Raw genomic sequence first — 14,792 nt, forward strand, 5'->3', positions numbered from 1 at the left:
GCCCGACGACGGTGTCCCGCTGCCGGCTGCGGTTGGGCGGCGGCGCGGCGGCCGCGTCGCCGTGCTCGCACCGAACCCGCCACTGCACGCCGAGCACCGCGCGCAGCGCCTCGGTGATCACCTCGGTGTTGCGCTGGTCGGACAGCCGTCGTGCAAGGGGGGCGGACCCGATGGTGAGCAGCAGCGTGTCGCCGTCCACCGAGCGGACCGTCGCGTTGACGAGCAACGCCTCCGTGCTCCGGCTGCGCTGTCTGGCCGCAGCGAGGATCTCCGACCAGACCCGGCGGACGGCGGCCGCATCGAGGCCGCTGGGCACGGCGGCTCGCGCGGGCTCCGCAGGAGCAGCGGGCTCGGCAGGCGGATGAGCAGCGGGCTCCGGAACGGCAGCGGGCCTGGACGCGGCGGGGGCCGGCACAGCCGGTGTACCGCGGCCCGCGTCGGCGCCCGGCGGTTCAGCCGGACCGCCCCGGTCGCCGTCGGAGGGCGAGCGGCGCCCGGGCGGATCCCGCCCTTCGTCGGCCTGGTCACCGGGCGGGCGGCCCGGTGGCGCCGGGGCCCGGCCGGCGCCCGGTGGATCGGGCATGCCGGACGTGGCCTCACTCGCCGGGACCCGGCTGTCGGCCTCGGCGGCGGACAGGTCGGCGGGACGGCCCCCGGCAGCCTGCGGCACCGGGGCGGCGGGCGCCTCGGTCGCCGGGGCGGCCGGTGCCGGGGCAGGCGCCGGTGCGGCCGAGGGCGACTGTGCTGAGCCGCCCGGTGCCACCGTGGGCTGCGCACCGGTCGTCTCCGCGGCCGGCCGCGCGGTCGGCCGGACGAAGGTGCGCCGGCCGGGGGGCGGAGCGTCCGCGGAGGGGGCTGCCGGCGCGCCCTCGGGCCCGGGTTCCGGCGCGATCGAGATCCGCCGCTCCATCCGCTCCAGCCGCTCCAGCAGCGCGCTGTCGCCGGTCGACGCCGCGGGCAGGAGCATCCGGGCACACAGCAGCTCCAGCAGCAGCCGGGGCGCCGTCGCGCCGCGCATCTCGGTCAGCCCGTTGTGCAGGATCTCGCCGTAGCGGGCCAGCGTGGCCGGGCCGAGGTGCGCGGCCTGTTCGGCCATCCGGGCCAGCTCGTCGTCGCTGGTGTCGACCAGACCGCGAGCGGCCGCCTCCGGTACGGCCTGGAGCAGGGTCAGGTCGCGCAGCCGCTGCAGCAGGTCGGCGGCGAACCGACGCGGATCGTGGCCCGCTTCGACCAGGCGGTCGACCGTCTCGTAGACCGCGCCCCCGTCTCCGGCCGCCAGCGCGTCGACCACGTCGTCGATCAGCGCGACGTCGGTCACCCCGAGCAGCGCGACCGCCCGCTCGTAGGTCGCACCCTCCGGCCCGGCACCGGCGAGCAACTGGTCGAGCACCGACAACGTGTCGCGCGCCGAGCCACCGCCGGCGCGGATGACCAGCGGGTACACCGCGGGCGCGACGACAGCGCCCTCCTCGGCACAGATCCGCTCCAGCAATGTGCGCAGCGTTCCCGGGGGGATCAGCCGGAAGGGGTAGTGGTGGGTGCGCGAGCGGATCGTCGGCAGCACCTTGTCGGGCTCGGTCGTCGCGAAGACGAAGACCAGGTGGTCCGGGGGCTCCTCGACGATCTTCAGCAGGGCGTTGAAGCCCTGCGTGGTCACCATGTGCGCCTCGTCGACGATGAACACCCGGTAGCGCGACTCGGCGGGCGCGTAGAACGCCCGGTCACGCAGTTCGCGCGCGTCGTCGACGCCGCCGTGCGAGGCGGCGTCGAGCTCGACGACGTCGATCGAGCCGGGGCCCTCCGGGGCCAGGGCCACGCACGAGGGGCAGACACCGCAGGGGTCGGGCGTCGGGCCGAGCTCGCAGTTCAGGGAGCGGGCCAGGATCCGGGCCGAGGACGTCTTGCCGCAGCCACGGGGCCCGGAGAACAGGTACGCGTGGTTGATCCGGCCCGCGGACAGCGCTGTGGCGAGGGGTTCGGTGACGTGCTCCTGGCCCACCACCTCGGCGAACGTCGCCGGACGGTATTTCCGGTAGAGAGCCAGCGCCACGGGCGCGAGGCTACCGACCCGGACCGACGGCCCGCCGCTCGGGACGCAGACCCGGAAACATGAGGGGACCCCGCGCACCCGCCAGAGCCCGTTGACCCTTGCTGCCTTCCGGCCCTGGGGGAGTTCACAGGATGGACGCCGCGCGGGGTCCGTCGTCGAGTGTACCCGCTCCCGTGGGACCGGCCCGTCGAGGGCGGCCGGAACGGGGAGGCTATGCTCGCTCGCGGAGGATTCGCCTAGTGGCCTAGGGCGCACGCTTGGAAAGCGTGTTGGGAGCAATCCCTCGGGGGTTCGAATCCCCCATCCTCCGCCAGAGACGGTTCGAGAACCCCCGGCGCACCCGTGCGTGGGGGTTCTCGCCGTTCCGGGGACCGTGGAACCGGACCTCGATCCTGGCCCGCAGCAGCGCGCGCGTCGTACAGTGGATGCCACGGTTGAGCACCCAGCCGGCGACGTGGCTGGCCCGGGATCCACGCGCCCGGAGTCAGGTATCGACCACCGAGGCGGCCGGTGCCGGCCTGCGACCTCCAGGTTCCGCGCGTGGCTGCAGCCGGTTGGGCGTGGCTGCTCGGGAGCTTGTGCCGAATCGGGAGAGCCCGCATGGTCGACGAGCAGTCGCTGGCCCCACATCGATCGTCAACCACCGCCGGGCAGCCGGCCGATGCCCGGTCCGCGATTCGGCCCGGCGCCCACGCGGGATGGGGTCACCGGGCTCGAAGCGGCCCGATGCAGGTGCGCCTGGTCCGCCAGCCGGGCGGCGCGATGGTCGTGCGCGTCGCCGGGGAGGTCGACCAGCAGGCCGCGCCGGCATTGCAGGAGTACGTGGTCGAGCTGTTGTGCCTGTGCTACGACCCGATCGTCCTCGATCTCACCACGGTGCGGTTCCTCGACCCGGCGGCGATCACCGCCCTGATCACGGCGACGCGCGACGCCCGCCGGGCCGGCGCCACCCTGTGTGTAGTGGCCGACCACCGGGCGGTGCTGGACCCGTTGCGGCGCCTGGGAGCAACCTCCGCTCTGCACGTGTGCCCCAGCGTCGCGGCCGCCCTCGCGGCAGCGGTGCCGTCGGGCGGATCGGAGCGGCCGCCACCCGGCGAGGCCGGCGCTCCTGGATCACCGCTGCCGTCCCCGTCTCGAACGGCACACGATCCGGTGCCCGTCCGCCCCGGCCACCTGCACGGACACTCGCAGGGGCGCCGGACCTGACTAACATCGCCGCATGCAGGAGTCGGGCGGTCCGGTCGTGGACGCGCACGTCCATCTCGTGGACTTCCTGCAGCGCCCGGTCGAGGCCGGCGAGCTGGTCACCGCGATGCGCGCGGCCGGGGTGGACCGGGCGGTGGTCTTCGGGCTGCCGGTGAAGAAGAAGTGGGCGATGAGCGAGCCCCGGCGTCCGCACTACTACCTCGACGGCAACGACTCCTGTCACTACTTCGGGCTCACCGATCAGCTCGTCGCCGACGTCTATCGCGCCCTGGACCCGGAACTGCAGGCGCGCGTCGCCCCGACCGTGTGCGGCTTCGACCCGACCGACCAGCTGGCCGTCGAGCATCTGGAGTGGGCGTGGTCGCGCTACCCGTTCTGGCGCGGGATCGGCGAGGTGCTGCTGCGTCACGACGACCTGACCAACCTCACGGCCGGCGAGCAGCCCTCGGCCTCGCACCCCGCGCTGGACCCGGTGTTCGACTTCGCCCGCGCCCGGGGCTGCCCCCTCGCACTGCATCACGACAGCAGCTCGGCGGGCCGCGCGGGCGACCACGAGTACGTCCCGCAACTGGACATGATGCTGCGCCGCCATCCCCGGACCACCGTCGTGTGGTGCCATGCCGGTGTCGCCCGCCGCATCGAGCCCCGCCGCCAAACCGATGTGGTCGCCGACCTGCTCGCCGCCCACGACAATCTGCACATCGACATCTCCTGGTCCCTGGTCGACCGCATCCTCGGCGAGGACGGCACGCCCAGCGAGGACTGGACGGCACTCATCGGACGCCACCCGGACCGCTTCGTCGTCGGCAGCGACAACGTCGGCCGTCCCGACGGCCTGCCCGGCCAGATCAAGAACCTGCGGCCGTTGCTGGACGCGCTGCCGGCCGGGGACCGCAGGCTGGTCGCCGTCGACAACGCCACCCGGCTCTGGTTCGGCTAGAACCCCGGCTCCCGTGTCACGCGGCCCGGGTCGATGTGCCGGGGTTCGTCCGGGTCACGTCCCCGGTCCGCTGCGAGCCGGCGCCGGGCGCGGTGCGGGTACATCCGGGTCGCTCCGCTCCGCCCGGCGGCGTTGCATCCAGGGCACCAGCCCCCACAGCGTGGCGAACAGGACGAAGGCGCACGCTGCGGCGACGGCACCGGCGGGGGGACCCAGGACCGCATCGAAGATCAGCAGGATGACTCCGGTCACCGCGAGCCCGAGCAGGCTCAACCCGGCCACCGCGAACCGATGGCCCGCCGCGACCATCGATCGGCGGGCGTGCTGGCGGAACAGCACTCGGTGCAGGCTGACCGGGGCGATGATCAGAGCCGTCGCGGCGACGGCCAACCCGACGGTCACCAGGTAGACGTCGCGCTGGAAGTCCGGCAGCTCGGTGAACCGCTGCTGGAAGGGCAGGATGAGCAGGAACCCGGTCAGCAGCTGGCCACCGGTCTGCACGACTCGCAGCTCCTGCAGTAGATCGGCCCAGTTGCGGTCGAGGCGTTCGGTCTCGGTCTCGTGGCGCGCGCTGCGGTTCCACTCCGCGTCCCGCTCCGGATGACCCGTGTCACCCATGACATCCTCCGCGACCTCGCGCGCTGACCGTCCTCGCGACCGTCAGCCGCTCGGGCCGCTGACCGAAGGGATGCCATTATCACCCGATCGGGGCGAGTTCGCACCGGCGCCCAACTACCGAAAGTGGGGGGCGAGGAGGTCGCGGGCCTCGTCCAGGACCTCCACCACAGGGATCTGGCCGAGGAACGACGGCCGGTGCCCGCATCCCTCGCCGGCCCGGTGCGGATGCCCGGCCGGGGTGCAGTCCACCCCGCACTCCGGACAGTGCACCGTCCAGCTCAGCAGTGGGCGATGCCGGGTCCGGGTCGCCGGAGCGGCGTTGATCGCGTTGCCGCACCAGTACAGGCCGACCGTGGCCGTCCCCACGGCACGCGCGAGGTGCAGCGGGCCGGTGTCGTTGGAGATCATGACCGCGCAGCGCTGCAGCACCGCCGCGAGTACGCCCAGACCGGTACGCCCGGTCAGGTCCAGCACCGGGACACCGGCGAGGTCCTGGATCTCCCTCGACGTCGCGGCGTCACCGGAGGCGCCGGTGAGCACCACGCTCGCCCCGTCCCGGCAGAGCTGCTCGACGACCCGGGCGAAGCGGGCGGCGGCCCAGCGGCGTCGGGGGTCGGTCGCACCGGCGTGTACGGCGACCCACGGGCCGCGGCCCGGCCGTAACAGGCCCACGGCCACGCGCCGCTCGTCCGCCGTCACGGCCAGCTCGGGGTACTCGGCGGGACCTGCGGCCCCCAGCAGGCCCACCACCTCGAGGTACCGGGCCGCCTCGGGCTGGTAGTACCGGTAGGGCACGGTCCGGTCCAGCGGTGGCGCGTCCGCCGCCCGCAGCCCCACCGCGCACCGGGCTCCGAGTTCGGCCACCAGCGGATTGGACCGGCCGCCGCCGCCGTGCAGCTGAACGGCCACGTCGAACCGCTCGGCACGCGCGACGGCCAGGAACCCGGGCAGCTCCGCGGCCGGCGGCACGTCGCCGGGCTGCCCGGCCAGCCCGGGCACGTCCGGCAGCACCCATACCCGGTCGACAGGGCCGGGCCGCCTCCCGAGGAACTCCGCGTGCCAGGGGGCGCCGAGCAGCGTCACCTCCGCCGCCGGGTAGGCCGCGCGCAGCGCCGCGAGCGCGGGCGTGGCCATCAGGTAGTCGCCGATCGCGTTGCACCGGAGCACGGCGATGCGCCGAACGCCGTCCACGGGGTCCGCGCTCATCGCCGGCCCGTGGCACGGTGTCGCATCGCCGCCGCCCGTGCTCGCACCACGCCACCCATCGACTGCCATCCACTTACCCGGCGCCCGGCGGGGTAACCGAGACCATGCGCTCGCTCCCCGGCACCGACGACCTGCTGGTGCTGCGTGCGCTCAACCTGGGTGATCTGCTGGTGGCCGTGCCGGCCCTGCGGGCGTTGCGGCGGGCCCGCCCCGACCACCACCTGGTCCTGGCCACCCGCCCCGAACTGGCGCCGGTCGCGGCGCTGACCGGCGCCGTCGACGAGCTGCTGCCCACCGACGGTCCGGCGGCGCTGCGCTGGACCCGTCCGGTGCCTCCGAAGCTCGCCGTCAATCTGCACGGCACCGGCCCGCAGAGCCACCGGGCGCTCGACGGGGTCCGCCCGGGGCAACGCATCGCGTTCCGCGGCGCCGGGTGGGACGGCCCGGAATGGAACGACGTGGCCGGCCGGCACCCGCACGAGCGGGAGCGCTGGTGCGCGTTGCTGGCCGAGTCCGGCATCCCGGCCGATCCGGCCGACCTCACGCTGCCGGCACCCCCGCCGTCCGGGTGGACGGCCACACCCCCGGTCCTGGTCCACCCCGGCGCCCGTTACGGCGCGAAGCGATGGCCCGCGGACCGGTTCGCCGCAGTCACGGCCGAGCTGGAGGGCGCCGGCCGGCCGGTGCTGCTCACCGGGTCGGCGGACGAGCGGCCGCTCGTCCGCGCGGTCGCGGCGGGCGCGGGGCTGCCGCAGCAGCGGGTGCTGGCCGGGCGGACCGACCTGGCCCGGCTCTGCGCGCTGGTCGCCGGGGCCGCACTGGTCGTCAGCGGCGACACCGGGATCGCGCACCTGGCGTCGGCGTTCGGGACGCCGTCCGTGGTGCTGTTCGGGCCCGTCGACCCGGCGCAGTGGGGCCCGCCCGGGAACGGGCCGCACCGGGTGCTGACCGACGCGGGCGCCCGGCGCGGCGACCCGTTCGCCGCCGACCCGGACCCGGCGCTCCTCTCGATCGACGTGGAGGACGTGCTGCGGGCCGCACGGGAGGTGTGCGCGATGCGCCGGTCCACATGACGGGCGCACCACCGGGTCAGCCACCCGCCGGCTCCGCCATGCCCGCCGCCGCCGCGACCAGCCGGGTCGTGGACCGTCCCGGCCGGTAGGGCACCGCGACCACCTCGCCGCCCCACGAGCGCACCAGCGGCGTCTCCAGCAGGTCGGCCGGGTCGTAGTCGCCGCCCTTGACCCACAGATCGGGCCGCAGCACGTCCAGGGCCGCCCGCGGATCGTCCTCGTCGAACACCACGACCCCGTCGACGCACTCCAGCGCGGCCAGCAGCTCCGCCCGATCGGGCGCCGGCACCACGGGACGGCCGGGGCCCTTGAGGCGGCGCACCGACGCGTCGGAGTTGAGCAGCACCAGCAGGCAGTCGCCGAGCGCGCGGGCCGCGGCCAGGGTGCGGCTGTGACCGGTGTGCAGCAGGTCGAAACACCCGCCCGAGGCCACGACGGTCCCGCCGGCCGCGCGCACCCGGTCGGCCAGCTCGCGCGCGGTGTCCAGGCCCAGCACCGCCGGCCGCGCGGCCGCGCCCGGCGCCGGCCGGTCGTCCGGCTGTCGCCATCGGTCGCCGTCCCAGCGCACGGCCCCCGCACCTCCCCGCGCCACGAACGCGGTCGCGCTCGTCACGGCGGCGTCCACCGCGTCGTCGACCGTCGAGCCGGTGGCCAGCAGCGTGGCCAGACGAGCGGCGAACGCGTCGCCCGCCCCGCACGGGTCGCCGCCGGTCACGACGGGCGCGGGCGACGCGGCACGCGCGCCGTGCCGATGGGCGACCGCGGCACCGCGCTCGCCCAGGGTGATCGCGAGCGCCCCGCAGCCCCAGCGGGCCAGCAGCGCGCCGGCCAGCGCGAACACCTCCGGGAGTGTCGCGGCCCCGCCGTCCGGGTTCGCCACGGCCGCGCGCGCCTCGCCCAGGTTCGGGGTGGCCACGGTGGCACCGGGCACCGGGGCCGGGCCGCGCGGGTGCGGGTCCCACACCACGGGCGTGCCCCGCGCCACCGCCCGGGCCACCGCCGCGCCCACCACCGGGTCGGCGCTCACCCCGTGGCCGTAGTCGGAGACCAGCAGCGCGCCGGCCCTGGCCAGCGCGGACTCCAGAGCCCCGGCCACGGTCGCGCCGAACCCCGCGCCCGGCCGTCCCTCGCCCCGGTCGGTGCGCAGCAGCGGCCGCCCACCCGCGCGCCAGCGGCACTTGACGACGGTGCCGCCCTCGGCCGGCCCGGCGACGACCTGGACTGCGCGGCCGAGCAGCTCGCGGAGCCGATCACCGGGCTCGTCCTCGGCCAGCGCGGTGACGAACGTGACCGCCGGGCCGCCGGCGGCCAGCAGCACCGCCGCGAGCCCCGCACCGCCGGGCCGCGTGGTCTCGCCGGTCACATTCAGTACGGGGGCCGGAGCGTCCGGACACAGCCGGTCACTGTGCCCGTCGACGTCGACGTCGAGCATCGCGTCGCCGACCACCACCACGGATCTCATGACGCCACCCCGGGCGACACGACGTTCCAGGCCTGCACGGAACGGTCGGGCACGGTGGTCGGCGACTCCAGGTGCACCGCACCCGAAGGCAGGATCCCGGCTCCGCCGAACCGCTCCATCACCCGCCACTGCACCAGCACGTCCTCCCCGCAGTGCGACACCGGCAGGTCCGGCCAGAAGCCGAACCCACCGACGGCGTCGAGGGCACGGCGGTCGTAGAGCACGCACCCGCCCACCCAGGCGATCTTGTAGGCCACCCACCGCTCCCCCGGCCGGACGTGCCGCTGTTCGAGGTGCACCGGGTTGGCGGCGTTGTGCAGGGTCCACCGGTTCCACGCCGCCCTGCCCGGCTCGATGCGCTCCGGCTCCGGCCGGCCCGGCCAGCGTTCGAACGGGGCCAGCTCGGCGGGCCGGTGATCGTCCAGGTAGGACAGGCCCGCCACCGCTGCACCGACGAGCCCACAGCCCAGCTCGGTGATCGCCTCGTGCAGACGGCGCACCGTCCCCGGCGCCAGCCACACGTCGTCGTCGCAGAACAGCGCGTAGCGCGCCGTCGACGCGGCCAGCAGGGCCGCCCGGTGCTCGGCCAGACCGCGCCGCGGCAGGCGCCGGGAGGTGCGGACCCGGCGCCCGGCCGCACGCAGCACCCGCAGCATCGCCTGCGCGGGCGGCGTGTCGAACGACGCCTGGCCGTCGGACTGGTCGCTGACCGCGACGTCGAACCGGTGGTCCTGCGCGGCCAGCCCGGCCAGCGTGGTGGCCAGCTCCACCGGCCGGTTCCGGGTCGGGACGAGGACCTCCAGGCTCATCGCGCGCTCCCCCCGGTCGGGGCGGTGCGGATCCGCGCCACGATCGCGCTGGTCGAGTGGTCGGACAGGTAGTCCAGCACCCGCACCTCGCCACCGAGCCGCTCCACCACCGGGGTCTCCGGGAGCATCTGCGGGGTGTAGTCGCCGCCCTTCGCATAGACCTCAGGGCGCAGCAACTCCAGCAGCTCCACCGGGCTGTCCGCTTCGAACGCGGTGACCAGGTCGACGCCGTCGAGTGCCCCGACCACCCCGGCCCGATCCTCCAGCGGGTTCACCGGGCGCTGCGGCCCCTTCAGCCGGGCCACGCTCGCGTCGCTGTTCAATGCCACGACCAGCACGTCGCCCAGCTCCCGCGCCTGCCGCAGGTAGGCCACGTGCCCCCGGTGCAGCACGTCGAAGCAGCCGTTGGTGAACACCACCCGGTGTCCCGCCCTGCGGTGCTCATCGATCACCGCGACCAGGTCACGGTGATCGAGCACCCGGCCCCGGTCGCACGCGGCGAGCCGGGCGGCCAGCGCGCCCGAGGTGCACACGGCGGTCCGCGGAAGGTCGACGACCACGTCGGCGGCGGCCTGCGCCGCGGCGAGCGCCTGCGCCGGTTCCGCGCCCGCACAGGACGCGGCGGTGTACGTGGCGACGAACGTGTCCCCCGCGCCGCAGGCCTGCACCTCGGGGGCGCGCCGGGCGGCGGCGTGCCGTCCCGGCGGCTCATCGCCGCCGGGCAACCGCACCACCCCGTCGACGTCCAGGGTCACCACCACGTCCGCGCCGCCGCCGGCCCGCACCAGATCCCGGTGCCGGGCCGTGGCCCACCGGACGCGGTCGGCGACCGGAACCGGTTCTCCGAGCAGCGCCGCGGCCTCGAGGGCGCTCGGGGTCACCACGTCCGGCCTGATCGCCGCCCACGGCCGCAGGACGTGCGCGTCCACCGCGAGCAGCGGGATCCGCGGACGCAACCGGGCCAACCGGCGGCGCACCCGGGAGGTGAGGACGCCGAGGCCGTAGTCCGCGACCACGACGGCGTCGATGCGGCCGCGGTCGCCCTCCATCCGGTGCGGTCGGCACACGGCCTCGGTCAGTGCCTCGACGAGCGCGAGCTGGGTCGGCCCCCGGGGCGGGCGGTCGGGGGTGACGTCGTAGCGGGCGATCGGCTGCCCCGCCGCGAGCAGCCGCCGTTTGGCCGGGGTGGGTCGGCCCAGCTCGATGACCGATCGCTCGGTGCGGACTCCGTGTTCGTGCAGGGTGCGGCGCAGCGCGAGGCCGTCCGGGTCGTCGCCGAAGACGGTGATCAGCTCGACGTCGACGCCGAGTGCACCGAGGGCGACGGCCACGTTGGCCGCGCCACCGGCCGCGGTGGCGCTCATGGCGAGTTCCACCACCGGCACCGGGGCGTCCCGGCCGACCCGCTGCGCGGGGCCGGCGAGCCAGCCGTCGAGCAGGGCGTCGCCGATCACGACGACACGGGGGCGCCGCGACGCGATCCGGCCGGCCAGGGCGGCCGGCGCGGCGGGTACGGACGCGATCGGCGCGGGTGGGTTCATCGGTGCGGCGGGATCGTCGTCGGCGTGCGGGTCGAACTCGCTGAGCTCGGGAGCCAACGGTCCTCCTCCGGGGCGGACCCCGTGGGGGTCGTGTCATGAGGGGCGGCCAGCCGGAGCGCGGCGGTGGCCAGGCGTTCCGGCGGCAGGTCCAGGCACTCGTGGCCGTACGGGCAGGTGAGCTGCCGGCACGGCGAGCAGCGCACGGGCTCGGCGAGCAACGCTGCGGGCACCGTGCGGGGGCACATGTCGCCGTGGCGCTCGGTCCCGGCGTAGGCCACCACGACCGGGGTGCCCACCGCATCGGCGATGTGCATCCCGGCGGAGTTGTTGGTGACCGCGACGGCGGCGCGCCGCAGCAGCGCGGCGAACCCCGGCACGGTGGTCGGTGCCAGGGCCCGGACATCGGGATGCCCGGCGGTGCGCACCACCTCGGCGACCAGCGCGGCCTCACGGGTGGTCCCGGCCACCCGCACCGGCAGTCCGGCACCGGTGATCCGCGCCGCCGCGGCACCGAACCGGTCGGCCGGGTAGCGCCGGGCCGAACAGGACGCACCCGGCACCAGCAGTGCGAACGGTGCACCCGGGATCGCACCGGGGACCTGGGCGAGCAGGTGCTCCGCCAGCCGCTCGGCGCCGCCGGGCACCCGCAGGCGCAGGGCGCGCCCCCGGTCCGGGACGCCGATCGCGGCGAGCAGGTGCAGGCAGCGGTCGACCTGGTGGGTGGTGTCGGGCGGCGGGGTGACCCAGTGCGTGGCCACCGCGCCGGCGAACTCGCGGGAGTGCACCACCCGCACCCCGATTCCCGCGAGCAGGCCGAGGTGCGCGACCGGCCACGGCGACTGCGAGAACGACGTGAACACGAGCATCGCGTCGTAGCGGCGGCTGCGGATCAGCTCGAGCAGGCCCCGCTCCCGCTCCGACGCGTCCGCGGCGGGCAGGTCGCCACCCAGCTGCTGCCAGGTCGGCGAGACGGGAAGCACGTCGTCCAGCTCGGGGATCAGCGGTCGCACACCGGCCCCCGCCGGTGAGGCGAGCAGGTCCAGCCCGGCCCGCGGTAGCGCGTCCCGCAGCGCGCGGAGCGCCGGGGTGAGCATGACGACGTCACCGATGTTGTCCGCGCGCACCACGAGCACCCGCCGCAGCGCGGAGAGATTCACCGGTCCGCCCCGATCAGCACCGGGATGGCGGCCGGAGGCCGCCCGGTCGGGTGCAGCCATGCCCGGTCAGGGCCAGGACGGCTCGGTCGCCGGGCAGATCACCATCTCGCGCACCTCGCAGCCCGGGGACCGGGTCAGCGCGTAGAGCACCGCGTCGGCGACCTCCCGAGGGTCGTTGAGCTGCGCGTCCGGGCCGGGGCGGTACTGCTCGGTGCGGTCGTCGAAGAACGCCGTGTCCATCCCGCCGGGGATCAGCGTGGTGAACCCGACCTCGCCCGCGAGTTCGGCCGCGAGCGCCCGGCTCAACCCGATCACCCCGAACTTGGACGCGCAGTAGGCGCTCGCGTCGGACAGCGCGCGCAGCCCCAGCGTCGACGCGACCGTGACGACCCGGCCGCGGCTCTCCCGCAACCGGGGCAACGCGGCCCGGATGACCGCGGCGGTACCGAGTAGATTGACCTCGACGACCCGGTCCCACTCCGGCCCCGGGACCTCCGAGATGCGGCCGCAGCGATCGGTCCCGGCCGCTGTGACGACCGCGTCGAGCGTGCCCGCCCGGGCGGCCAGCTCGGCGACGGCCTGTTCGGCCGCGCGGGTGTCGGCCAGGTCCACCACGGCGGTCGGGGCGGCGGCCAGCTCCGGCCCCACCGCGTCGCGGCTGTCCACCCGGTCGACCAGCAGCGGGCGGCCACCGACGGCGGCGACCGCCGAGGCCACGGCCCGGCCCAGCCCGGAGGCGGCGCCGGTGACGAGAACGGTCCCCACGGACCTGGGCGGGCGGGGGGCGGGTGACGCGGACGGGTCGGTGCTCGCCCGCGCGGGTGCGGTCCGGGTCATGCGGTCCTCCTGGGAACTTCGAGCGCGGGATTCAGGAAGCGGTGAGCGGCGCCGACCGTTCCGGCTGGTCGGTCTGCGCGAGCGCGATCTCCATGGCGCGGCACACCATGTGCAGCGCAGCCAGGTGTGACTCCTGGACGGTGGCGGTGTCCCCCGGCAGGCAGACGGCCTCCGTGGACAGCTGGGCCAGGGGGTTGGGCCCGGGGCCGGTCAAGGCCCAGGACTCCGCCCCGCACCGGCGGGCCGCGACCGCGGCCGAGAGCAGGTTCGGGCTGCGCCCGCTGGTGGACAACAGCACGACGATGTCCCCGTGCCGGGCGTGCGCCCGGACCTGGCGGGCGTAGACGTCGGCATAGCCGTAGTCGTTGCCGAGAGCGGTGAGACTCGAGGTGTCGGCGTGCAACGCGATGGCCGACAGCGGCGCCCGCTCCCGATCGAACCGGCCCACCAGTTCGGCGGTGAGGTGCTGGGCCTCGGCGGCGCTCCCCCCGTTACCCGCGGCGAGCAGCCGGCCGCCGGCGCTGAGCCGGACCGCGAGCACCGCCCCCCAGCGGGCCAGCGTCGTGCTGGCCGCCCGCAGCGCCGGCAGCGCCGCGGCGAGCCGGTCGACGTGATCGTCGAGCACCTGGGTCGCGGGGACGGCGGGAGCGCTCGGCGGCGGGCTCACCGGCCCACCCTCGCCAGTCGCTCCGAGCGCTCGGCCCGGGCAGCGATCACCTGCTCGTACACCTCGGCCGTCGCCGCGCCGACGCGGTCCCATCCGTACCGGGCCACCGCCCGATCCCGGCCGGCGGCCCCCAGCGTCAGCTGCAGTGTCGGCTGCGCGAGGAGCTCGCACAGCGATCGGGCGAGCGCGTCGGGCCGCCGCGGCGGCACGTGCAGCCCGGTCACCTGGTGAATCACGGTGTCGGTCATCCCGCCCACCGCGCTGGCCACCACGGGCCGCCCGCAGGCCATCGCCTCCAGCGGCACCATCCCGAAGGGCTCGTACCAGGGCACGCACACGACGGCATCGGCGGAACGCAGCAGCGCCGGGACATCCGGCCGCGCGACCGCGCCGAGGAAGCGGACCCGGCCGGCCACGCCGCGGGCCCGGGCGAGCGCCTGCAACCGGCGCACGTCCGGGTCGTCGGCCATGGCCTCCCCGGCCGGTGGGCCGCCGGCGACCAGGAGCTCGGCGGCCGGGACCCGGCTCAAGGCCTCGATCACCTCGTCGACACCCTTGCGGCGCACGAGCCGGCCGATCGACACCAGCCGCCGCCGGTACCCGCGCTCGAGGACCGGCCCCTGCGGGGTGAACGTCTCGGTGTCGACCCCGCAGGGCACCACGGTGATCCGAGGGCGAGCAGCGCCCAGGCGGAACAGCTCGAACACCTCGTCGGTGCAGGTGGCGATCACCCGGTCCACCTGACGCGCGATGGCCCGCTCCGCGGCGGTCCGGCCCTCCGGGCTGGTGTCCTCGGCACCCTGGTGTCGCCGCTTGACGTGGCCCAGCGCGTGGAAGGTCTGCACCAGCGGGATCCCGAGCCGGCCGGCCGCGGCCAGCGAGGCGAGGCCGGACATCCAGAAATGGGCGTGCACGACGTCCGGGCGGTCGGCGGCCCAGGCCCGCAGCAGCCCGCGGGCGAGCTCGGGTACGTGGGGAACCAGCTCGTCCTTGGGCAGGCGGGTGGCCGGTCCGGCGGTGATGTGCCGGACGCGGATACCCGGCGCCGTCACCACCTCGGCAGGGGTCGTCGAGTCGTCCCGCCGGGTCCACACGGTCACGTCGTGGCCGGCCGCGGCCAGTGCCCGGCTCAGCTCCCTGACGTGCACGTTCTGGCCGCCCGAGTCCGGCCCACCCGGTGCGGCAAGGGGGCTCGCATGTTCCGACACCATGGCGATCCGCACACC

The 14,792-nt window shown here is 75.9% G+C and carries 13 protein-coding genes, 1 tRNA gene and 1 other RNA gene; 4 read left to right on the forward strand and 11 right to left on the reverse strand.

Annotated features, from left to right (window positions below; translation table 11 throughout):
* Positions 1-2,050, reverse strand: a 2,050-nt coding sequence (locus HF519_RS30755; RefSeq protein WP_312859800.1) for a DNA polymerase III subunit gamma and tau, incomplete at its 3' end; no start/stop codon positions are given.
* Between the two features lie 59 nt (positions 2,051-2,109).
* Positions 2,110-2,204, reverse strand: an RNA gene (gene ffs / locus HF519_RS00010) — signal recognition particle sRNA small type.
* Between the two features lie 71 nt (positions 2,205-2,275).
* On the opposite strand from ffs, the gene HF519_RS00015 reads away from it, so the two are divergent.
* The 3 genes from HF519_RS00015 (at position 2,276) to HF519_RS00025 (ending at position 4,196) form a co-directional block, all read left to right on the forward strand.
* Positions 2,276-2,363: transfer RNA gene (locus HF519_RS00015), tRNA-Ser, on the forward strand.
* Positions 2,364-2,776: 413 nt separating this feature from the next.
* Positions 2,777-3,256, forward strand: coding sequence for an STAS domain-containing protein (locus HF519_RS00020; protein WP_169409509.1), 480 nt, complete (start codon positions 2,777-2,779; stop codon positions 3,254-3,256).
* A 13-nt stretch (positions 3,257-3,269) separates the two neighbouring features.
* Complete coding sequence (locus HF519_RS00025; RefSeq protein WP_169409510.1) at positions 3,270-4,196, forward strand: amidohydrolase family protein; 927 nt, start codon at positions 3,270-3,272, stop codon at positions 4,194-4,196.
* A gap of 54 nt (positions 4,197-4,250) precedes the next feature.
* Here the strand turns inward: HF519_RS00025 and HF519_RS00030 are convergent, their stop codons facing one another.
* Entirely contained in the window at positions 4,251-4,814 is a 564-nt protein-coding gene (locus HF519_RS00030) for a DUF6328 family protein (RefSeq protein ID WP_169409511.1), read from the reverse strand.
* Positions 4,815-4,928: 114 nt separating this feature from the next.
* Positions 4,929-6,020 carry a glycosyltransferase family 9 protein gene (locus HF519_RS00035; RefSeq protein WP_169409512.1) on the reverse strand — a complete coding sequence of 364 codons (1,092 nt, stop codon included), beginning with the start codon at positions 6,018-6,020 and terminating at the stop codon, positions 4,929-4,931.
* A gap of 104 nt (positions 6,021-6,124) precedes the next feature.
* Between HF519_RS00035 and HF519_RS00040 the strand changes: the two genes are divergently transcribed.
* Positions 6,125-7,093, forward strand: coding sequence for a glycosyltransferase family 9 protein (locus tag HF519_RS00040; protein ID WP_169409513.1), 969 nt, complete (start codon positions 6,125-6,127; stop codon positions 7,091-7,093).
* A gap of 16 nt (positions 7,094-7,109) precedes the next feature.
* On the opposite strand, the gene HF519_RS00045 is transcribed toward HF519_RS00040, so the two are convergent.
* The 7 genes from HF519_RS00045 to HF519_RS00075 form a co-directional block, all read right to left on the reverse strand.
* Positions 7,110-8,555 carry a PfkB family carbohydrate kinase gene (locus HF519_RS00045; protein ID WP_169409514.1) on the reverse strand — a complete coding sequence of 482 codons (1,446 nt, stop codon included), beginning with the start codon at positions 8,553-8,555 and terminating at the stop codon, positions 7,110-7,112.
* Positions 8,552-9,364 (reverse strand): glycosyltransferase family 2 protein, encoded by an 813-nt coding sequence (locus HF519_RS00050; protein ID WP_169409515.1) that lies wholly within the window; start codon positions 9,362-9,364, stop codon positions 8,552-8,554. Before HF519_RS00050 ends, HF519_RS00045 begins: the two co-directional genes overlap by 4 nt.
* The gene (gene rfaE2, locus HF519_RS00055) at positions 9,361-10,962 is read right to left on the reverse strand and encodes a D-glycero-beta-D-manno-heptose 1-phosphate adenylyltransferase (protein ID WP_246241944.1); all 1,602 of its coding nucleotides are present in this window, start codon (positions 10,960-10,962) and stop codon (positions 9,361-9,363) included. Before rfaE2 ends, HF519_RS00050 begins: the two co-directional genes overlap by 4 nt.
* Positions 10,902-12,062: a glycosyltransferase family 9 protein gene (locus HF519_RS00060; protein WP_211169319.1), complete on the reverse strand. Its 1,161-nt coding sequence runs from the start codon at positions 12,060-12,062 to the stop codon at positions 10,902-10,904. Before HF519_RS00060 ends, rfaE2 begins: the two co-directional genes overlap by 61 nt.
* A gap of 66 nt (positions 12,063-12,128) precedes the next feature.
* Entirely contained in the window at positions 12,129-12,899 is a 771-nt protein-coding gene (locus HF519_RS00065; RefSeq protein ID WP_169409517.1) for an SDR family oxidoreductase, read from the reverse strand.
* A gap of 31 nt (positions 12,900-12,930) precedes the next feature.
* Positions 12,931-13,524, reverse strand: coding sequence for a D-sedoheptulose-7-phosphate isomerase (locus HF519_RS00070; RefSeq protein WP_312859817.1), 594 nt, complete (start codon positions 13,522-13,524; stop codon positions 12,931-12,933).
* A gap of 38 nt (positions 13,525-13,562) precedes the next feature.
* Positions 13,563-14,789, reverse strand: coding sequence for a glycosyltransferase (locus HF519_RS00075; RefSeq protein ID WP_169409635.1), 1,227 nt, complete (start codon positions 14,787-14,789; stop codon positions 13,563-13,565).
* Positions 14,790-14,792 lie beyond the last annotated feature (3 nt).

The sequence above is a fragment of the Pseudonocardia bannensis genome (genome assembly GCF_012911875.1).
GTDB lineage: Bacteria > Actinomycetota > Actinomycetes > Mycobacteriales > Pseudonocardiaceae > Pseudonocardia > Pseudonocardia bannensis.